General features: G+C 70.8%; 17 protein-coding genes and 2 pseudogenes. 15 read left to right on the top strand and 4 right to left on the bottom strand.

What is annotated here, in order from left to right:
- Positions 1 to 238 precede the first annotated feature (238 nt).
- Positions 239 to 1366, top strand: a pseudogene (locus ABZ319_RS35620) (molybdopterin oxidoreductase); the annotation flags it as partial.
- Between the two features lie 112 nt (positions 1367 to 1478).
- On the opposite strand, the gene ABZ319_RS35625 reads toward ABZ319_RS35620, so the two are convergent.
- Complete coding sequence (locus ABZ319_RS35625; RefSeq protein WP_354990970.1) at positions 1479 to 2513, bottom strand: aldo/keto reductase; 1035 nt, start codon at positions 2511 to 2513, stop codon at positions 1479 to 1481.
- An 83-nt stretch (positions 2514 to 2596) separates the two neighbouring features.
- Here ABZ319_RS35625 and ABZ319_RS35630 point away from each other — a divergent pair, with 83 nt between their 5' ends.
- From ABZ319_RS35630 to ABZ319_RS35640, 3 genes are all read left to right on the top strand, one after another.
- The gene (locus ABZ319_RS35630; protein ID WP_354990971.1) at positions 2597 to 3229 is read left to right on the top strand and encodes a TetR/AcrR family transcriptional regulator; all 633 of its coding nucleotides are present in this window, start codon (positions 2597 to 2599) and stop codon (positions 3227 to 3229) included.
- 197 nt (positions 3230 to 3426) lie between these two features.
- A complete protein-coding gene (locus ABZ319_RS35635) occupies positions 3427 to 3660 on the top strand; it encodes a hypothetical protein (RefSeq protein WP_354990972.1) in 234 nt (77 codons plus the stop codon).
- Positions 3661 to 3799: 139 nt separating this feature from the next.
- On the top strand, positions 3800 to 4045 hold the full coding sequence (locus ABZ319_RS35640; RefSeq protein ID WP_354990973.1) for a hypothetical protein: 246 nt from the start codon (positions 3800 to 3802) through the stop codon (positions 4043 to 4045).
- 78 nt (positions 4046 to 4123) lie between these two features.
- Here the strand turns inward: ABZ319_RS35640 and ABZ319_RS35645 are convergent, their stop codons facing one another.
- A complete protein-coding gene (locus ABZ319_RS35645; protein WP_354990974.1) occupies positions 4124 to 5824 on the bottom strand; it encodes a thiamine pyrophosphate-binding protein in 1701 nt (566 codons plus the stop codon).
- Between the two features lie 89 nt (positions 5825 to 5913).
- Here ABZ319_RS35645 and ABZ319_RS35650 point away from each other — a divergent pair, with 89 nt between their 5' ends.
- Entirely contained in the window at positions 5914 to 6741 is an 828-nt protein-coding gene (locus ABZ319_RS35650; protein ID WP_354990975.1) for a siderophore-interacting protein, read from the top strand.
- Between the two features lie 152 nt (positions 6742 to 6893).
- On the opposite strand, the gene ABZ319_RS35655 is transcribed toward ABZ319_RS35650, so the two are convergent.
- Positions 6894 to 7340, bottom strand: a complete 447-nt coding sequence (locus ABZ319_RS35655; RefSeq protein ID WP_354990976.1) for a hypothetical protein — start codon at positions 7338 to 7340, stop codon at positions 6894 to 6896.
- Positions 7341 to 7694: 354 nt separating this feature from the next.
- Between ABZ319_RS35655 and ABZ319_RS35660 the strand changes: the two genes are divergently transcribed.
- From ABZ319_RS35660 to ABZ319_RS35695, 8 genes are all read left to right on the top strand, one after another.
- A complete protein-coding gene (locus tag ABZ319_RS35660) occupies positions 7695 to 8588 on the top strand; it encodes a 1,4-dihydroxy-2-naphthoyl-CoA synthase (protein ID WP_354990977.1) in 894 nt (297 codons plus the stop codon).
- Between the two features lie 103 nt (positions 8589 to 8691).
- Entirely contained in the window at positions 8692 to 9084 is a 393-nt protein-coding gene (locus ABZ319_RS35665; RefSeq protein ID WP_354990978.1) for a VOC family protein, read from the top strand.
- A 108-nt stretch (positions 9085 to 9192) separates the two neighbouring features.
- The gene (locus ABZ319_RS35670; RefSeq protein WP_354990979.1) at positions 9193 to 10392 is read left to right on the top strand and encodes an inorganic phosphate transporter; all 1200 of its coding nucleotides are present in this window, start codon (positions 9193 to 9195) and stop codon (positions 10390 to 10392) included.
- A 10-nt stretch (positions 10393 to 10402) separates the two neighbouring features.
- Complete coding sequence (locus ABZ319_RS35675; RefSeq protein ID WP_354990980.1) at positions 10403 to 10672, top strand: hypothetical protein; 270 nt, start codon at positions 10403 to 10405, stop codon at positions 10670 to 10672.
- A 25-nt stretch (positions 10673 to 10697) separates the two neighbouring features.
- Positions 10698 to 11048 carry a DUF3349 domain-containing protein gene (locus ABZ319_RS35680; protein WP_354990981.1) on the top strand — a complete coding sequence of 117 codons (351 nt, stop codon included), beginning with the start codon at positions 10698 to 10700 and terminating at the stop codon, positions 11046 to 11048.
- Positions 11049 to 11152: 104 nt separating this feature from the next.
- Positions 11153 to 12289 carry an o-succinylbenzoate--CoA ligase gene (gene menE, locus ABZ319_RS35685; protein WP_354990986.1) on the top strand — a complete coding sequence of 379 codons (1137 nt, stop codon included), beginning with the start codon at positions 11153 to 11155 and terminating at the stop codon, positions 12287 to 12289.
- Positions 12290 to 12531: 242 nt separating this feature from the next.
- A complete protein-coding gene (locus tag ABZ319_RS35690) occupies positions 12532 to 13545 on the top strand; it encodes an ATP-binding cassette domain-containing protein (RefSeq protein WP_354990982.1) in 1014 nt (337 codons plus the stop codon).
- Entirely contained in the window at positions 13542 to 14381 is an 840-nt protein-coding gene (locus ABZ319_RS35695) for an ABC transporter permease (protein WP_354990983.1), read from the top strand. Before ABZ319_RS35690 ends, ABZ319_RS35695 begins: the two co-directional genes overlap by 4 nt.
- An 86-nt stretch (positions 14382 to 14467) precedes the next feature.
- On the opposite strand, the gene ABZ319_RS35700 is transcribed toward ABZ319_RS35695, so the two are convergent.
- A complete protein-coding gene (locus ABZ319_RS35700; protein ID WP_354990984.1) occupies positions 14468 to 18433 on the bottom strand; it encodes a BTAD domain-containing putative transcriptional regulator in 3966 nt (1321 codons plus the stop codon).
- Between the two features lie 634 nt (positions 18434 to 19067).
- Here ABZ319_RS35700 and ABZ319_RS35705 point away from each other — a divergent pair.
- Both ABZ319_RS35705 and ABZ319_RS35710 read left to right on the top strand, forming a co-directional pair.
- Positions 19068 to 19523, top strand: a complete 456-nt coding sequence (locus tag ABZ319_RS35705) for an SRPBCC family protein (RefSeq protein ID WP_354990985.1) — start codon at positions 19068 to 19070, stop codon at positions 19521 to 19523.
- A 39-nt stretch (positions 19524 to 19562) separates the two neighbouring features.
- A pseudogene (locus ABZ319_RS35710) lies at positions 19563 to 19921 on the top strand (1,4-dihydroxy-2-naphthoate polyprenyltransferase); the annotation flags it as partial.

Below are 19921 nucleotides of genomic sequence, written 5' to 3' on the forward strand. Positions count from 1 at the left end.
CGCCAGGTCGTGCTCGTCGGCGAAGACGCGCAGCTCCTCGGTGCGCGCCATGTCGCCTTCGTTCTTCTGGCTCACGATCTCGCAGATGCCGCATCCGACCGGGCCGCTGGGCACCGGGTCCAGCGGCGGACCGAGCACGAACTACGCGTCCGCACAAAGCAATTCGCCCGCCGCTCGCCCCGGTGGTGGCGCGAGCACCCGGGGTTCCCGAGGCGCGGTGTCGACCCTGGCTCCCGCGCGGTTCACCCGCAACTCCCCCGTGCTCAGCAAGCTGGTGACGAACGAGGTGCTCTCGCGCCCGGGTTCCGGGAAAGAGGTGCGGCAGTTCGGGTTCGACCTGAGCGGGCTCGGCGCGAGCTACGAGGTCGGCGACTCGCTGGGGATCCGGCCCGCCAATTGCGATGCGCTGGTGGCGGAATGGCTCGAGGTCACCGGGCTGGACGGGCGCCGGGCCGTCGAGGTGGACGACGGGGAGGCCACCCTCGCCGAGGCGCTGCGCACCCGATACGACATCACCAAGGTCAGCAACGACCTGCTCGCCTTCGTGGCCGAGCGCAATCCGAGCCAGCGGCTCGCCAAGCTGCTGCGCCGGGACAATCGCAACGAGCTCGACGGCTACCTGTGGGATCGGCAGGCGGTCGACGTGCTGCGCGACTTCCCGGTCCGCGCCGATCTGGTGGAATGGCTCGCGACCCTGAAAAAGCTGCAACCGCGCCAGTATTCGATCTCCTCCAGCCCCCTGGTGAGCCCGGAGGAAGTGCAGCTGACCGTGGGCGTGGTGCGCTACGGCGATCCGGTCGCCATCGGCTCGGCGGCCCGGCGCGGCGGGGTGTGCTCGAGCTTCCTGGCCGATCGCGCCGGCGCCGGGGTGCCCATCTTCCTGCAGCGCGCACCGCATTTCCGGCCGCCGCTGGACCCGAACGCGCCCATGATCATGGTCGGCCCGGGCACCGGCATCGCGCCGTTCCGCGGCTTCCTGCAGGAACGCATGGCCCTGGGCTGCAAGGGCCGGAACTGGCTGTTCTTCGGCGATCAGCACGCCAAGGACAACTTCTACTATCGCGCCGAACTCGAGGACATGTTCCGCTCGGGCTTCCTGACCCGTCTGGATCTGGCCTTCTCCCGGGATCAGCGCGAACGGGTCTACGTGCAGCACCGGATGATCGAGCACGGCGCCGAGCTCTGGGCCTGGTTGCGCGAGGGCGGTCACTTCTACGTCTGCGGTGACGCCGCCCGCATGGCCAAGGACGTGGACGACACGCTGCTGCGCATCGCCCGGATCCACGGAAAGCTCAGCGAGGAAGGCGCTCTCGCTTTCAAGAAGCAGCTGGTCGCGGAGAAGCGCTACGTCCGCGACGTGTACTGAGCCGGACCATCGCGCCCGGCGACCGACCGCGACCCACGGCAGCGACTCGGGACGCCGCACGGCCGCAGCCGCTACGCGGTCCGGCCGGTGGCGTCGGGGATCGCCAATTCGCCTACACGGCAGGTGGATTCAATCGGGTGAAGTCGCCGAGACGGTAGTAGGGGTAGTACGGGTACGGCGGAGTAACCGCGCTCGCCTTGTCCAGGCGGGCGATCTGATCGGCGTCCAGGGTCCAGCTGACCGCGCCCAGGTTCTGGCGCAGCTGCTCCTCGTTGCGCGCGCCGATCATGACGGTGGCCACGGTCGGGCGGGTGAGCAGCCAGTTCAGCGCGATCTGCGGGACGGTGCGGCCGGTCTCGGCGGCGATGTCGTCGAGCACGTCGACCACGTCGTAGAGCACCTCGTCATCGACCGGCGGACCGGCCGCAGCGGTCTGATGCAGGCGGCTGCCCGCCGGAAGCGGCTCGCCGCGGCGGATCTTGCCGGTCAACCGGCCCCAGCCCAGCGGGCTCCACACCACCGCGCCGACGCCCTGATCCTGCGCCAGCGGCATGAGCTCCCACTCGTAATCGCGACCGACCAGCGAGTAGTAGACCTGGTGCGCGACGTAGCGCGGCAGGCCGTGCTTGTCTGCCGCGGCAAGGGATTTCATGAGCTGCCAGCCCGCGAAGTTGGAGGCCCCGACGTAGCGGATCTTGCCCGCGCGCACCAGATCGTCCAGGGCCGCGAGGACTTCTTCCACCGGGGTGCCCGCGTCGAAGGCGTGCAGCTGGAACAGGTCGATGTAATCGGTGCCCAGCCGGCGCAGTGATCCCTCGACCGCGCGGATCAGCCGCGAGCGCCCGGACCCGGCGTCGGCGGGGCCGGGGCCGGTGGGCAGCGACGCCTTCGTGGAGATGAGCACGCTGTCGCGGCGGCCCCGAATCGCTTCGCCCAGGACCTCTTCCGACGCGCCGTCGGAGTAGACATCCGCGGTGTCGAAGAGGGTGACGCCCGCTTCCAGGCTGATATCGACCAGGCGGCGGGCCTGCCGGGCGTCGGTGTCACCCCAGGCGCTGAAGAGCTCACCCCGCCCGCCGAAGGTGCCGGCGCCGAAGCTCAGAGCCGGAACCTGCAAACCTGACGCGCCGAGCCGACGGTACTCCATGACGAACTCCTAACGGGACTACAGTTTCATTAACGTCGGCAACGCTACACTCATCGCGCCACAAATGGAACTGGAGAACCGTTATGACGCAGGACACCACCGCACCCGGCTCGATTCGCCCCGGTGGGCGCACCGCCCGGGTTCGCGACGCCGTACTGCGCGCCGCCGGGGACGCCCTCGCCGAATACGGCTTTGCCGCCCTGGACCTGGCGGAGGTGGCCGCCCGCGCCGAGGTCGGCAAGACCACCGTCTACCGCCGCTGGCGCACCCCCGCCGGACTGGTCGCCGACCTGCTCGCCGACATGGCCGAATCCTCACTCCCCCATGCCGATACCGGCTCGCTGCACGGAGACCTGCACGCCAATGCCGCCCTGGTGGCCCGCACCCTGGCCGACCCGCGCCAGGGCAGGCTGTTCCGCGCGGTCATCGCCGCCGCCACCACCGACGAGGCCACCGCCCTTGCCCTGCAACGCTTCTACGACACGCGCCTGGCCGAATGGTCACCGTGCGTGATCGCCGCGATCGCCCGCGGTGAATGCCCCGCGGACACCGACCCCCGCGCGGTCCTGTCCGCGGTCTCGGCCCCGCTCTACTACCGCCTCCTGGCCAGCGGCGATCCCATCGATCCCGCCGCCGCGCGGGCCGCCGCCGACGCCGCCCTGGCCGCCACCCACGCGGGAGTATTCGCGGCCGCCGCAACCGATTCCGGCAGCTGATCCACGGCGGCACGAGCAGTGCCGGGATGCCTGTCGGGGACCCGCGTTCGGGGTGCGCACATCCCGCGAAAAGTGCTGAGCGCAAGCGATTTCGCCCGTTTTCCGAACACGATTCCGAGGCACGGCGGTATCGAGTCGTTAGCGGTTCGCGACCCGCATTTCTGCCCAAAACCGCTGGTGGGGAGGAGAATTGATAGATGAAGGGTGATCGAGTAGAGATCGTCGTGGACACCGGTGACGGTTCCCGCAATTACGAAGTGACAGCCACCCGCGCCGGGCGGCGAGTCGAGGTGCGCATAGCGCGCGGCATAGTCGAAGTCAGCGAAACGACCCGCACCGGAACCCAGGTGCGCACCGCCCGGTTCATGGCCGGCCGCGTCCTTGCCCTGGTGGAACACCCCACCGACAAGGGCCCACTGCCAGGCGAGTGACTCAACCGACCCACCGGGTGTGACCTGCGCGTACCCGGTGGTTCCGCGCCGCACCGGTTGCCGACGCGCGCCCCGCGGCGCATGCTCGGAGATGCCCGACTTCACCCGGCTTTGCCGACACGGCGGAGAGGAGCATCCGATGAACGAGCGCATCGACGAGGTGTCCGAGGCCGACTACCTCGAACAGCACACCCCGGCCTACCCGGCGGACGCCGAACGATCCGCGGCCGCCGACGCCCCGGACCCGATCCAGGAGTCCGACAGCGACATCGCCGCAGTTCCCGCCGGAGACAGCGGCTGGACCGCCGACGAGGGCGACCTGATCGAACAGTCCATCCCCGTCCCCCTGGACGAGGACTACCAGGACTCCGAACCCGAATACTGACCGTCGCCGTCGCCTCGCGCGCACGGACACGACAGCACCGACAGCGAGTCCCGGAAAAGCCGGTACCGCATCGGTCTGTCAGTTGGCGATGCCCGCGCGGACGGTGGCGTGCAGCTCGCGGAGGCTGGAGCGTTCGGTCGCGACCTCCAGGACCCGCACGCCGTGTGCGTGGCGGGTCAGTTCCACGGCCAGCTCGGCGGGATCCACCTGGCGGTGGGGAACGCGGTAGGCCGCGCACAGGGCCGCGAGGTCCATGCCGTGGGGGGTGCCGAAGACGCGTTCGAAGACGCCCGCGTACTGCGGATCGCCCTGTTCGAGGAGCTCGAAGATGCCGCCGCCGTCGTCGTTCGCGACCACGATGGTGAGGTCCTCGGGGCGCGGCTCGCCGGGGCCGATCAGCAGGCCGGACGCGTCGTGCAGGAACGTCAGGTCGCCCATCAGCGCGATCGTGCGGCCGGCGTGCGTCAGGGCCGCGCCCACCGCGGCGGACACCGTGCCGTCGATCCCGGCCACGCCGCGGTTGGACAGCACCCGCACCCCCGGCCGCGGCTCGGACACCAGCGCGGCGTCGCGCACCGGGTTGGACGCGCCCAGCAGCAGCTGGTCACCCTCGTGCAGCGCGGCCATCACCACGGCCGCCACGTGCAATCCGGTGGGCTTGGGATGGGCGGCCAGCTCGGCGCGCACCACGGCCACGGCCCGCTCGTTCAGATCCCGGCACTGTTCGAGCCACTCGGCGCGCGGCGCGCCGGAGGTGACCGCGCGCGTGCCGGTCCCGACCACATTGCCGGACACATCGGGCCAGCGCGGGCCGGTGGTCAGCGCGAACACCGTCACCTCGGGATCGGCGAGCACCTTCGCGACCTGCCGGTGCAGCGTGGGCCTGCCGGTGATGATGGCCTGCTTCGGCCGGACCAGCGACAGCGCCAGCGGATGCAGCGGCGGACCGTGCATGGGCGCGGTGGGCTCGGCGACGGTCGGCAGCGCCGCGAGCTCGGCCCGATGGCCCGCACCGTGGCCGGAGATGACCACGGTGTCCAGGCTCAGGTCGATGTCGAGCGGCACGTCCAGGGTGGCGTATTGCGTTGCGGTCCAGGGCCGGTCGTCACCGCGGCCCAGCGGCAGCGGATCGCCCGACCCCAGGTCCGGCACCAGCGGCTCGCGCAGCGGGATGTCGAAGTGCACCGGGCCGGCGTTGCCGGAGCGGGTACCGCGCGCGGCGGCCAGCACACGGCACACCGCGGAGCGCCACACGCTGTTCTGCTTGGGGTAGACCTCGCCGGCACCGGGCTCGCCCCCGTTGTTCTCGCTCCCCGCCGCCCCGAGGCTCTCGCTATCCACCGGCCGCGGGCTCTCGCTCTCCGCCAGCCCCAGGCTGATCGTCGCGCGCACCTGACTGCCGAACAGTCCCAGCTGCTCGACGGTCTGGTTCGCGCCGGTGCCCAGCATCTCGTAGGGCCGATTGGCGCTGATCACGATGAGCGGCACGCGCGCGTAGTTCGCTTCGAGCACCGCGGGCCCGAGATTGGCGACGGCGGTGCCGGAGGTCATGACCACCGGAACGGGCCGCCCGCCCGACAGCGCCAGGCCGATGGCCAGGAATCCGGCGGAGCGTTCGTCGATGCGCATGTGCAGGCGCAGCCGCCCGGCCGCGTCGGCGGCCTGTAAGGCGAAGGCCAGGGGCGCGTTTCGCGATCCCGGGCACAGGACCACGTCTCGGACTCCGCCGCGCGCGAGTTCGTCGACGACGACGTGCGCCTGTGCTGTCGAGGGGTTCACAATCCCAGCCTCTCAGACAGTCGATCTCCGCGCTGCGTCGACCCGATCACACCCGGCGTGTTCTAGTTAGGGTGCGCTAACCTAAGCCCATGGCCAAGCGCACCAAACATCTCAAACCCGAACATCGGGAAATCCTCACCGCGGAAGTGCTGGCGAGCAAACGCGTCAGCCCGAATTTCGTGCGCGTCACCCTCGGCGGCGACGGGCTCGCGAGTTTCACCGCGATGGGCTACGACCAGTGGTTCCGGCTGTTCATGCCCGGCCGCGACGGCAGCCTGAGCCTGCCCACCTCGGCGAGCACGCTGGGCTGGTACGCCCAATATCTGATGATGGGCAAGGACCACCGCCCGCTGGTCCGCAATTACACCGTGCGGGAGTACCGCGCTGCCGGTTTCGGGGAGTTCGGCAGCACGGCGGAATTGGATATCGACTTCTTCTCGCACGGCGACGACAGCCCGGCCTCGAATTGGGCCAACGGCGCGGCCCCGGGCGACAAGGTGGGCATCCTCGACGAGGGCGCGACCTTCCAGCTCCCCGACGGCGCGAATTTCGCGCTGCTGGTGGGCGACGAGAGCGCGGTGCCCGGCATCGCGGGCTCGCTGCGCTCGGCCCCGCGCGATCTGCGCGGCGCGGCGTACCTGGAACTGCCGGACCCGGCCGACGCCCAGGATCTGGGCGAGCCCGAAGGCGTCGAGGTGCACTGGATCATCCGGACGGACGCGACCGCCGAGATCGGCGCGACCGTGGCGGCCGCCGTGCGCGCGGCGGAACTCCCCGCGACGGGGGTCTACGCGTTCCTGGCCGGCGAGCAGAAACTGGTGTCGGGGTTGCGGCGATTCCTGGTGCAGGATCGCGAAATCCCCAAGGCCGATATCACTTTCACCGGCTACTGGCGAGTCGGCAAGGCCGCGGGCTGATTTCACGCGGCGATCGAGTCGGGATCCCCTGTGAACGAAAGGGGATCCGCGCACTGCCTCGAATTCGGGTATTTTCCACCCGAATTGGGTGACACAGACTTTATGCAGTCCGTGTTCGCGGCCCGGCTCCGGGCCGCGAACCGGTCATTTGATTAACCAGCGTGACGCTGGATCAGGGCGCCGACGCGCGGAAGCGCCTCGGCGACATGCTTCTTCGCCGAGGACCGCATCGAGCCGTAGACCTTGGTCAGTGCGGGCCGAGAGGACGACTCGGCACGCTCGTCGGTGACCGCGAGCAACGCCTCGGAGACCTCGTCCTGCTTGGCGACCAGCAGGTCGGCGAACGAACCGGCGCCCGAGGCCTGGTACTCGGACCAGAACGGCTCGAGCTGGGCGACGAATCGCGGAATGAAGGACTCCAGCGCATCGCCGACGATGGTCGGGCTGACCTTCTTCACCGCCGCGTAGCCACCCTTGACGGCCAGGCCCGACGCGCCGCCCTTGTCCGACACCTCAGCATCCAGAACCTCTTTGGCATCGGCCAGGAAGGCCGGACGCTTGGTGTCATCGAGCAGGGATTCAGACAGTGCTGCAACCACTTTCAGGTTCCTCCGGATAGTTTTTCGATGAGCGAGCGCATGGAACTATACGCATCGGTGCCCCCGCACACACGACGCCGACGCGCTAGGGCCGCGAGGTGCGACGATAGCCGCCGCTGCCAAGCAGCTACTGCACTGTAAAGCCTCCGCAATCGGTTGGCAGCGTTTCAGATTCGCCGTGTCAACTGGTCACGCGCTCGGATCCGGCGGAAGTGAATCGCGTTCGGCGGCAATCAGCGCGCTTGTCCAATGACTGAAATCCGCTACCGCTAACGATCGGCAGCCCGAAACGAGTGGCCCGAATCGCACGGTCGGAGTGACCCCGCCGCAGGCCGTGCCACTAAGTTCGTGGCCGTGACCTTCAATTCAGCGCTGTGGCGGGCAGTACCCGGGTTCGAGAACCTCACCGACATCACCTATCACCGGCATATCGAACAGGGCACGGTCCGCATCGCCTTCAACCGGCCCGAGGTGCGCAACGCGTTCCGCCCGCACACGGTGGACGAGCTCTACCGTGCGCTCGATCACGCCCGGATGACCTCCGACGTCGGCGCGGTGCTGCTCACCGGCAACGGTCCCAGCCCCAAGGACGGCGGCTGGGCCTTCTGCTCAGGCGGCGATCAGCGCATCCGCGGGCGCAGCGGCTACCAGTACGCCGACGGCGAGACCGCGGACACCGTGGATCAGGCGCGCGCGGGCCGGCTGCACATCCTCGAGGTGCAGCGCCTCATCCGCTTCATGCCCAAGGTGGTCATCTGCCTGGTGAACGGCTGGGCGGCCGGCGGCGGGCACAGCCTGCACGTGGTCTGCGACCTCACCCTGGCCAGCCGCGAACACGCCCGCTTCAAGCAGACCGACGCCGACGTGGGCAGCTTCGACGGCGGCTACGGCAGCGCCTACCTGGCGAAGATGGTGGGCCAGAAGGCGGCCCGCGAGATCTTCTTCCTGGGCCGCCCGTACACCGCCGAGGAGATGCACCGGATGGGCGCGGTGAACGCGGTCGTCAACCACGCCGACCTCGAGGACGTGGCCCTGGAGTGGTCGGCCGACATCCTCGGCAAGTCGCCGCAGGCGATCCGCATGCTCAAGTACGCGTTCAACCTCGCCGACGACGGCATGGTGGGCCAGCAGCTCTTCGCGGGCGAGGCCACCCGCCTGGCCTACATGACCGACGAGGCCGTGGAGGGCCGCGACTCGTTCCTGCAGAAGCGCGACCCCGACTGGTCGGGCTACCCCTGGTACTTCTGAAAACCGGACCGGCTCACCACCGGCCGGGCACGATGGGGTGTGCACGGTCCGGCGACCGAGGCGGGCACGGGCATCTCACCGGATCGAAGCGGAGGCACAGCGCATGGAGATTCTGAGCAGTCGGCTGATTCTGCGGCCCGTGGACTACGCGACGACGCTGGCCTTCTACCGGGACACCCTGGGGCTGGCCATCGCCCGGGAGTATCCGGGCGGAACGGTGTTCTTCGCCGGGCAGGGGCTGATCGAGGTGGCCGGGCACGGCGGCGGGGAACCGGCCGGCTTCGCGGGGGCGATCTGGCTGCAGGTGCGCGACTGCGAGGACGCGGCCGCCGAACTCGCCCTCGCCGGGGTGCGGATCGACAAGGGGCCGACGAAGGAACCCTGGGGACTGATCGAGATGTGGATCCGGGATCCCGACGGCGTGCCGCTGGTGCTCGTCCAGATCCCGGCCGACCACCCGATCCGCCGGGACAGCCGCCCGCCGAGCACCGACTGAACACCCCCGGCCGCGCGCCCGCGAAACGCCTACCACGCCGTAACACACACGGCGTGTCCGGGGGCACCGGTTAACGGATCGTTAATGGCGTAGCGCAAACTGGTCGGCGTGTCTGCCGAACTGCTCGTTCTGCTGATCGTTGTTCTCACAGCCTTGGCGTTCGACTTCACCAACGGATTCCACGACACCGCGAACGCGATGGCCACCTCGATCGCAACCGGTGCGCTCCCGCCGCGTACCGCCGTACTCCTGTCCGGTTTCCTGAATCTGGTCGGCGCTTTCCTCAGCGTCGCCGTCGCCGCCACCGTGGCGGCGGGCATCGTGGACCTGTCGGAAGTCAGCGGAAAGGCCCTGCTCGACATCGTCTTCGCGGGACTCGTCGGCGGAATTCTCTGGAATCTGTTCACCTGGCTGCTCGGTCTGCCGTCCTCGTCCTCGCACGCCCTGTTCGGCGGCCTGATCGGCGCGACCATCGCGGCGCTCGGCTGGGACGGCGTGATCTGGACCTCGGGCCACACCGGCGTCCTCGCCAAGATCATCATTCCGGCGCTGCTCGCCCCCGTGGTGGCCGCGCTGGTCGCGTCCGTCGGCTCGTGGCTGGTCTACCGCATCACCCGCGGCAGCAACGAGAAGACCGTGGAGAGCGGATTCCGGTGGGGCCAGATCGGTTCCGCCTCGCTGGTCTCGCTCGCGCACGGCACCAACGACGCGCAGAAGACCATGGGCATCATCTTCCTGGCCCTGATCGCGCACGGTTCGGCCTCGGCCGGGGACCCGCTCCCGCTGTGGGTCATCGTGTCCTGCGCGGTCGCCATCGCCGCGGGCACCTGCCTGGGCGGCTGGCGCATCATCCGCACGCTCGGCAAGGGCCTGGTCGACATCGCGCCGCCGCAGGGCTTCGCGGCCGAATCCACCAGCGCCGCGATCATTCTCACCTCGGCCCACTTCGGCCTGCCGCTGTCCACCACGCAGACCGTGACCGGCTCGATCCTGGGCTCCGGCCTGGGCAGGCCGGGCGCGGAGGTGCGCTGGGCGGTGCTCGGGCGCATGGTGGTGGCCTGGGTGCTCACGCTGCCGATGGCCGGTCTGGTCGGCGCGCTGTGCTGGGCGATATTGCATGCCATCGGCGGCACCGCGGGCACCCTCGTGGTCTTCGCGCTGCTCATCGCCGCGGCCACCTTCATCTGGCTGCGCTCGCGCCGCACCGCGGTCAATTCGCACAATGTCAACGACGACTGGCAGCAGCAGACCGACGCGCCCGCGGCCCCGCTGCGCGGCCCGGACTCCGTCCGCCACGAGATCGGTTAGGAGCGCGACGATGCAGACCTTCCTGTCCAATCTGAGCGACCTCTGGGAAGTGGTGCTCGCCGCCCTGGTGTTCGGCGCCGGCTTGCCCGCGATCTTCGCCTACGGCGTGCGCTGCCGCGCCGCGGTCGACAGCGGCGCGAGCGGTACCACCCGCCAGCTCAACCAGGCCCTCTCGGCGCTGTGCTTCGCCGTGGTCATGATCGCCGCCGTGGTCGGTGTGGTCTTCATCGCACGGGGCTTCCTGGCCGACCGTTTGGGAATCCATCTGCTCGGCGCGTGACACCGCCCGATCGAAAGGCACGCTCGTGAGCACTCCGGAACAGCCGAATCCCGAATCCGCGCGGACCCCCGCGCTGACCAATGTCCTCGCGAAGGTCCTGGACTGGCTCAAAGCCGGGTACCCGCAGGGCATCCCGCAGTCGGACTACGTGGCCCTGCTCGCGGTCCTGCACCGCAGGCTCACCGATTACGAGGTGCACCTGGTGGTGGAGGAACTCATCACCGAACGGGTGGCCACCAACGAGATCGCGCGCGCCGACATCGAGGCGGCCATCGCCCGAGTTGCCAAGGAACAACCCGGCGAGGACGATATCGCTCGGGTGGCATCCCGGCTGGCAGCCGGTGGCTGGCCGCTGGCGACACCGACGTCCGACTGACCGAACCATCACCATCGACCCGGGCAGCGAACCCCCGCAGGTGCGCCGCCACCCCTTCACATGACACGATCGCGAACGTGAGCAATACCCTCCGCACACTTCCCATGCCCACCGGTGCATCTGTGGGTGACGTATTGCCGCATCTGCGGGAAGCCTTGGACGGCAACGGACCTGCGTGGCTACCCATCCCCACCGCCGATCGCCGCGAAGCGCAGCGGCTCAGCTCGAGCCTGCGGCCCGGCGAGGAGATCGACGACGACGTGGCGCTGGTGGTCACCACCTCCGGCACCACCGGGTTGCCCAAGGGCGCGCTGCTGTCCGCGGCCGCCCTGCGCGCCAGCGGCGACGCCACCCACGAACGCCTCGGCGGGCCCGGCCAATGGCTGCTGGCCCTGCCCACCCACCACATCGCGGGCATCCAGGTGCTGCTGCGCAGCATCCTGTCCGGCACCGAACCGGCCGCGCTCGACGTCTCGGGCGGCTTCCTGCCCGAAGCACTGGCCGGCGCGGTCGCGGGCATGACCGGACCGCGCCGCTACACCTCGCTGGTGCCCACCCAGCTCATCAAGGCCCTGGACGAGCCCACCGCCGCCGCGGCGCTGGCCCAGCTGGACGGTGTACTCATCGGCGGCGCCGCCACCCCGGCGCCGGTGCTGGCCCGTGCCCGCGCCGCGGGCATCAACATCTTCCGCACCTACGGCATGAGCGAGACCTGCGGCGGCTGCGTCTACGAGGGTGTCCCGCTGTCGGGCACCAGGATTCGCATCGAGGACGGGCGCGTCATGCTCGGCGGGGACATGCTCGCCAAGGGCTACCGCAACCAGCCCGACAACCCGGCCTTCGCCGAGCCCGGCTGGTTCCGCACCGAGGACGCGGGCAGCTACGAGAACGGCGTGCTGACCGTCACCGGCCGCCTGGACGAGGCCATCATGACCGGCGGGCTGCTGGTCATCCCGCAGGTGGTGGAGGCCGTGCTGATCACACACCCGGGCATCTCCGAATGCGTGGTGCTGGGCCTGCCCGACGACCGGCTCGGGCAGCGCGTGGTCACCGCCATCGTGCCCGCCCCCGGCGCGACCCCGCCCACCCTGGACGAGCTGCGCGAGCACGTGGTGGCCGAACTCGACGCCATCGCCGCCCCGCGCGAACTGGCCGTCCTGGACGAGTTGCCGCTGCGCGGGCCGGGCAAGCCGGACCGGGCACGGCTGCGCGAACTGCTGCGCGCGACCTCCGCGAACTGACGCGCGCCCCGGGCGCGGGGTGCGTGTCGCGGGCGGGTTTCCGGCGGCCGAATTCCCGGCCGGCGATGCCGTCACGACGTGATCGGCGATCGGGACCGGGATGCGTGTCGCGCCTCACATTCCCGCCGTGACCTGCTGATCATCGCCCGCGCAAGCCGTGTGAGAACCACGCAAGACCGGCTTTCGCCCGCACGCAACAGCCGTGCAAGTCGCGTGTAAGTCCCGGGGCACAGAGTGTGTGCATGACTTCATACACACCTGCTGAGGCACTCGCCATCGAGGCGAATGACCTGGTCAAGCTCTTCGGGGAGCAGCGGGCTGTCGACGGCGTGAGTCTCGCGGTACCGCGGGGGGCCGTATACGGCGTACTGGGACCCAACGGAGCCGGTAAGACCACCACCATCCGCATGCTCGCGACGCTGCTGCGGCCCGACGGCGGCAGCGCCCGCATCTTCGGCCGCGACGTGGTGGCCGAGCCCACCGCGGTGCGCTCGCTCATCGGCGTCACCGGGCAGTACGCCTCGGTCGACGAAAAGCTCACCGCCACCGAGAATCTCGTCATCTTCTCGCGACTGCTCGGACTGTCCCGGGCCGATTCGCGGCGCAAGGCGAACGAACTGCTCGAGGAATTCGGCCTCACCGAGGCCGCCGACAAGGCGCTGGAGAACTTCTCCGGCGGCATGCGCCGGCGACTCGACCTGGCCGCGAGCCTGATCTCCGCCCCGCCGCTGCTGTTCCTGGACGAGCCGACCACCGGTCTGGATCCGCGCACCCGCGCCCAGATGTGGGAGACCATCCGGCGGCTGGTGCGCGAGGGCTCGACGGTGCTGCTCACCACCCAGTACCTGGACGAGGCCGATCAGCTGGCCGACAAGATCGCGGTCATCGACCGCGGCAAGGTCATCGCCGACGGCACGTCCGACGAACTCAAGAGCTCGGTCGGCATGTCCGCGCTGCAGCTCACCCTGAGCGACCCCGCCCGCATCGCCGAGGCGCGAACCCTGGTGGGCGAGTACCTGTCCCGGGCCGCGGGCAAGATCGTCGAGGCCGCGATCAGCCCCGAGGCCGGGCGCGTCACCGCTCCCCTGCCCGACCCCAGCGTGACCACCGACATCCTGATCCGCCTGCGCGAGCACGACATTCGCGTCGAGGAGATCAACGTCAGCAAGCCCAGCCTGGACGAGGTGTTCTTCGCACTCACCGGCCACGGCGCGGACGAAGCCGACACCACCGACGCAGAGAAGAGCGCGGCATGACCACGACACTCCCCGCCCCCGGCCGCCACGCGGTCACGGCTCCGGCCCCGATTCCGGTGGTCAGCAACCACATTCCGCTCAAGCAGACCCTGGCCAACACCATGACCATGGCCTACCGGGGCATCCTCAAGATCAAGCACAACCCGGAGCAGCTGTTCGACGTCACCGTGCAGCCGATCCTGTTCACCGCGCTGTTCGCCTTCATCTTCGGCGGGCAGATCGGCGGCAGCGTCGCGGCGTACCTGCCGATCCTCATCCCCGGCATCCTGGTGCAGACCGTGGTGCTCACCTCGGTCGCCACCGGCGTGCAGTTGCGCGAGGACATGGACAAGGGCGTCTTCGATCGCTTCAAATCCCTGCCCATCGCCCGCATTTCGGCGCTGTCCGGCGCGCTGGTCGCCGACATGGTGCGGTACGGCCTGGCCACCACGCTGACCGTGATCGTCGGCATCGCGCTGGGTTACCGCCCGGACGGCGGCGTGCTCGGGGTCGTGGCGGCCGGTCTGGTCACCGTGTTCTGCTCCTTCGCCGTCAGCTGGGTGTGGGCGCTGGTCGGCGTGACCGGCAAGAGCGCCTCCGCGGTGCAGGGCATCTCCATGATGATCATGTTCCCGCTGACCTTCATGTCCGGCGCGTTCGTGCTGGTCGACACCATGCCCGGCTGGCTGCAGGGCATCAACAAGGTCAACCCGATCTACTACATGGTCAACGCCGCCCGCGAGCTCATGAACGGCACCGGCGCCACCGCCAACGTGGCCTGGTCGCTGCTCGGGTCGATCGTGGTGATCGCGATCTTCGCGCCGCTCACGGTGCGGGCGTACATGCGCCGCGCCTGATCACGCACCGAACCCGCTGTACCGTGGACGGCCCGCTCACCGAGATTCGGTGGGCGGGCCGTCCGTCGTCGGCCGCCCGGCGAATCTCACAGCGTGCCATTGATTTTCACGGCGATCTCCATGATGCGCTGGGCCGCGCCGCGGCGGGCGACCCCGGCCGCGGCGCGCACGGCGGCATCCATGGTCTCGGCGCCGACCGCCGCCCGGTGCAGGTCCACGTGCCGCTGCCACAGCATCGACGGATAGTCCTGGCGGGCGAGCACTTTCGGGCCGAGCATGAGTAGTTCCAGCGCGGTCCCGGTGTCGCGCCCGGCCGCCAGCAGGTACGAACCGAGCGCGATCGACATCGCGCCGATCTGCGGCAGGTCCCACGGGAAGTGCGCCAGGCGCGCCAGCGATACCTCGATCAATTGCGCGGCCAGCGCGCGCATGCGGTCCACCTCGCCGTGCAGCACGTGTGCGTCCAGCACCGCGGCGGCGGTCATGATGTCGCCGGGGCCGGGCGTGATGAAACCCTGCGGCCAGGCCAGCAACTGCAGCACCTGCCGGTAGCGGCGCAGCCCGGTCTCGATATCGCCTTCGGCCAGGGCGATTTCGGCCAGTCCGGCGGTCACCGCGGCGCGGCGGTGATTGGGCCGGATGTGGGCGTCCTCCTCCGCGGACTCCACCCCGACGCCGGCCAGCGCCGGCTCCAGTTCCCGGCGAGCCTGGGCCAGTTCGCCGATACCCGCGAGCGAGACCGCGAGCAGGCTGCGGATTTCCACGCTCTCCTCGAACGCGCGCAATCGCGCCAGCAGTTCCACGGCCTCGCGGTAGTAGCCGACCGACTCCGCGTAGCGCGCGGACTGCCCGTACATGCTGCCCAGGTGCTGGGACACCATCGCGTGGCCCCAGATGTCCTCGCGAGCGCCGGATTCGAAGGCGTGCACCGCGTCTCGGATCGAGCCCGCCACATCACCGGCGTTCTCGCGCACGTTCGCGCGGAACAGCAGCGCGGCGGTCCTGGTCCGCGCGTCGTGCGAGCGCACGCCCGAGACCAGTACCCGGCCCAGCTTGCGCGCGTCGATCGGCACGGTCGCGAGTTCGCCCAGGAACTCGAACATGGGCGAGAGGTGGTGGCCGGTCTCACGCAGGCGCCGAATTCGATTGCGCACGATGGCGAACTCGCGCGGGCCGCCGCTGGAATACATCAGGTGCAGACCCAGCACCAGCTGACCGAACATCTGCAGATCGGCCTCGGACGTGCTGAGCGCACCGGTGCGCAGCGGCAGGGCCAGCATGCGCGGACCCCAGCCGATCAGCTCCATGTGCGCGCCGCGCATGACCCACAGCATGGACAGCACCGGGAAGACCGCGTGCCCGGTGGCGATGTCGCGATGGTCCAGCGCGTAGCGCAGCACCGCGACCAGATTGTCGATCTCGGCCGCGACGGTGAGGACCACGCGCACCTGGTCGCCGGTGGTGTAGCCGTGCACCGCGTCCAGCGCGAACGCCCGTGCCCAGCAGGACATCCGGTCCATGACGAGATCGGCTTCACCGGCCTCGGCCAAGCGCTCCTCACCGAATTCGCGGACCGTCTCCAGCATGCGGTAGCGCAGCACGCCGATCTCGTCGTCGGGTTCGAGCACGGTGAGCAGGGATTGGCCGACCAGGCCGTCCACGGCCGCCGCGACATCCGGGATCTCGGGCCCGGCGATGACCGCTTCGGCCGCGGCCAGGGTGAATCCGGCCGGGAAACGGCAGAGTCGGCGCAGCGCGGTGCGCTGCTCGCCGTCCAGCAGGTTCCAGCTCCATTCGATGACCGCGTGCAGGGTGCGATGCCGTTCCGGAGAACTGCGATCCCCGCTGCGCAGGAGCGCGAATCGGTGTTCGAGCCGGGATTCGATCTCCTCCACGCTCATGGTGCGGGCGCGGGCGGCGGCCAGTTCGATGGCCAGCGGCAGTCCGTCCAGGGTGTGGCACAGGCGCGCCACCACCTCCGGGTCCAGCCGCACCGAGGGCCGCACCGCGCGGGCGCGGGCGCAGAACAGGTCGGTGGCGGGCGAGCCGTGCGCGTCGATGGTCAAGGGTGGCAACGGATACACGGTCTCGGCGGTGATCTCCAGCGGGGCGCGGCTGGTGGTGAGCACGGTCAACTGCTCACTGGCCCCGACCAGGTCCGCCACCACCTCGGCGACCGCCGCGATGAGGTGCTCGCAATTGTCCAGGATCAGCAGCATGGGCCGGGACGAGAGCGCCTCGCGCAGCCGCTGGCGCACGTCGCGCGCGGGCGCCAGCCGCAGCACCCCGTTGTCGCGGCCGAGTTCACCGATGCCGAGCGTGGTGGCGATGGCCGCCTCGATCTCGGCCCGGGTGTCGGCCGCGCCGCCGGGATCGGCTCGCACCGAAGCCAATTCGACCAGGGCGACCGTACGCTCGTGCGCCACCCGCGCCCCGAGTTCGTTGGCGACCCGGGTCTTGCCGGTGCCGCCGGGCCCGAGCACCGTGGTCACCCGCGAGACACCCAGCAGTCGCTGCAACGCGTCGAGATCCGCGGCCCGCCCCAGCAGCGGGTTCGGCGCGGCCCGCAGGCCGATCGCCGACGCCGCCGGTTCGGCGGACTCCCGGCTCAGCGCCGCGTGCTGCGCGGCCGCCACCCGCCGCAACGCCTGCACGGACCCGCGCCCCGCCGCCGGGACACCCGGAAGCGGCCGCAGGGCCGATGAATCGGACTGCTCCCCAGCACTTTCCGGCCATCGCGAGCCGTCGGCGTCGGCCGATATCCGCGCTTCGCCGCCGGTACCCGCTCCGCGTCGGCCGCCCGCAGCGCTCTCGGGCCACCGCTGATCGTCCGCGCCGCGCCGCGCATCCGCAACGCTGTCGGACCGGTTCGACCCGTCGCCGCCTGCGCCGCGCCGCCCGGCCGCGGCCCTCCCGAGCCGTTCCGAGTTCCCGGCGTTCGAACCGGGCGACGAATCCGCGGCACTGCCCGACCGATCCGGGCCTGCGGCGCGCCACGTATCCGCGGCGCCTTCGGACCCGCGGGTGTCCTCGCCGTTCGCCGGCTGTCGCGCGTCCCAGCTCTCCGAACCCGCCTCGGACCGCTGCGCACGCTCGGTCATGCCCCGGAGGCGATCGAACGCGCCCGTCCCGGAGTCCACCACCTTCGGATAGCCCTGGCCCGCACCCTGATTCGGCCTGCCGAAGGCGCGGCCCGGCGGGCCGGGCAGTTCCTCACCCCGCAGGATCGCGGTGTTGAGCGCCGTCACAGCCGGGCCGGGATCCACCCCGAGCTGCTCGCCCAGCCGGGTACGCAGGGCCGCGAAGACCTCGAGAGCCTCGTTCCCGCGCCCGGCCGCGGCGAGCAAGCGCATCAGCGTCGCGTGCGCCGGCTCGCCGAAGGGGTCCGCGCCCGCCGCGCGCCGCGCCAGATCCAGCGCGCCGTCCAGGTCGCCGACCGCGGCGCGCGCGGAAAGTTCCAGTGCGTCCAGGGCTTTGGCACGGGCCCCGGCCAGCGTGATGAGTTCCTCGGCGACCGGGCCAGGGGGCAGATCCGCGCCCGGTTCCCCACGCCAGAGCGTGCGCGCGGCGGCGATCCATTCCAGGCAGGCGGCCTCGTCCTCGTCCTCGTGCGCCTGACGCGCTCGCGACTCGTACAGCTCGGCGCGCGCGAGATCGACCTGTTCGGGCGCGATCACCAGGCGATATCCGGCGGGACCGATCTCGAGCACGCCCTCGGGCAGCAGCGCCCGCAACCGCGACACCTGCGTGTGCAGGGCGTTCATCGGCGCGCGCGGCGGCTCCTCGCCCCACACCTCGTCGATGAGCGCGTGCGCGGAGCGACTGCGGCCCGGGTGGGTCGCCAGCGCCGCGACCAGCAGCCGCGCCCGCGCGCCCGGCACCGGCGCGAGCACCCCGCCGCGCCGCAGCGCCACTTCCCCCAGCAGTCCCACGAGGACCGGTTCCGACTCGCCCGCCCGGGCGGTATGCGAAGGAACCGCCGGGGCGGTCGCGCCCGCGGCGGCGAGCCGGGCGGTCCCGGCGCCGTCAGAACCGCTTGTTTCCGAAGACATTCCTCGCCAATCGTAGGTGAGCGGCCGGTCGCCCGTCCGGTTCACCACCGCCGCCGTTCCCCGCCGGGCCCGGCCACCGCCCGCCCCGCCCCCACCGTCCCGCCCGATCCCCCGAATCGACCCGCCGCCCAACGCACATCACGCCGCCGAATCGGCGTCACGCGGGCCCGGCCCGCGCATGATGACGCGGTGGCCCCGCAACCCCTCGCTCGGGCGCCGCACCGGCATGGCGCACGCTGCCGAACCCCTCGGTCAGAGGCGACCAACCGCACGGCGGCTCGATATTCGCGCGGCACCGCCTTCTCCCTCGACCCTGCCGAGTCGCGCGGCAATGTCGAGTCCACGCGGCAACGCCGAATCCCCGCGACAGCCGTCTTCCACACGGCTGTGAGCGGTGGACTGTCCCCCTCTCTCGGGACGGCTGCCGCAGCGGCCCGGCGCGGCAACGCCGGATCCACCCGGCAACGCCAAGTCCCGGCGGCAGCCGTCTTCCAACGCGGCGGTGAGCTGCCGTCGTCTCTCGGGACCACCGCCGCCACGGCCCGGCGCGCCAGCGCCCGGCGCGCCGGGAATCGCCGGTGCGGGGCGTGTGGATACGGCGGTTCCGGGGGCGCGGTCGCCTAGGCTGCTGGTCATGGCGGACTTCGACGTTCATCGGGAAGCGGTCATCGAGGCCGCGCCCGCGCAGGTCCAGGCGCTCATCGACGATTTTCACCGCTGGCGCGAATGGTCGCCGTGGGAGGACATCGACCCGGCGATGGACCGCGTCTACAGCGGCGCGGATCGCGGCATCGGCGCCCGCTACTTCTGGAGCGGCAACCGCAAGGCCGGGCGCGGCGACATGGAGATCACCTCCGCGACCGCCGACGCCATCGGCATCCGCCTGCACTTCGAGAAGCCGTTCAAGGCGACCAACAACATCAGCTTCGAATTCACGCCGCAGGGCGCGGGCACCCTGGTGACCTGGCGCATGACCGGGCAGCAGACCGGCCTCATGGCCCTGTTCGGCAAGCTGATGCCGATGGACAAGATGGTGGGCAAGGACTTCGAGAAGGGGCTGGCCCTGCTCAAGGCCGCCGCCGAATCCTGAGCGCGCCCCGGCCCCGGCCCGCGCACTAGGCTGCGGAGCATGGCTACAGCAGCACAGTGGATCGAGGGGGCGCGCCCGCGCACTCTGCCGAACGCGATCGCCCCGGTCCTGGTCGGAACGGGGGCCGCCGCCTCGATCGACGGCGCGGTGGGCTGGAAAGCGGTGCTGTGCCTGCTGCTTTCGTGCTCCCTCATCATCGGGGTGAACTACGCCAACGACTACTCCGACGGCATTCGCGGCACCGATGACGACCGGGTCGGCCCGCTGCGGCTGGTCGGATCCAAGCTGGCCTCCCCCGCCGCGGGGGGGGGGGGGGGGGGGGGGGGGGGGGGGGGGGGGTCGGGCGTTGGGCAGTGCCTGCGTCGGGACGCCGCTACACCAGAGGACGGGTCGGGTGT

Source organism: Nocardia sp. NPDC005978, assembly GCF_040614455.1.
Lineage (GTDB): Bacteria > Actinomycetota > Actinomycetes > Mycobacteriales > Mycobacteriaceae > Nocardia.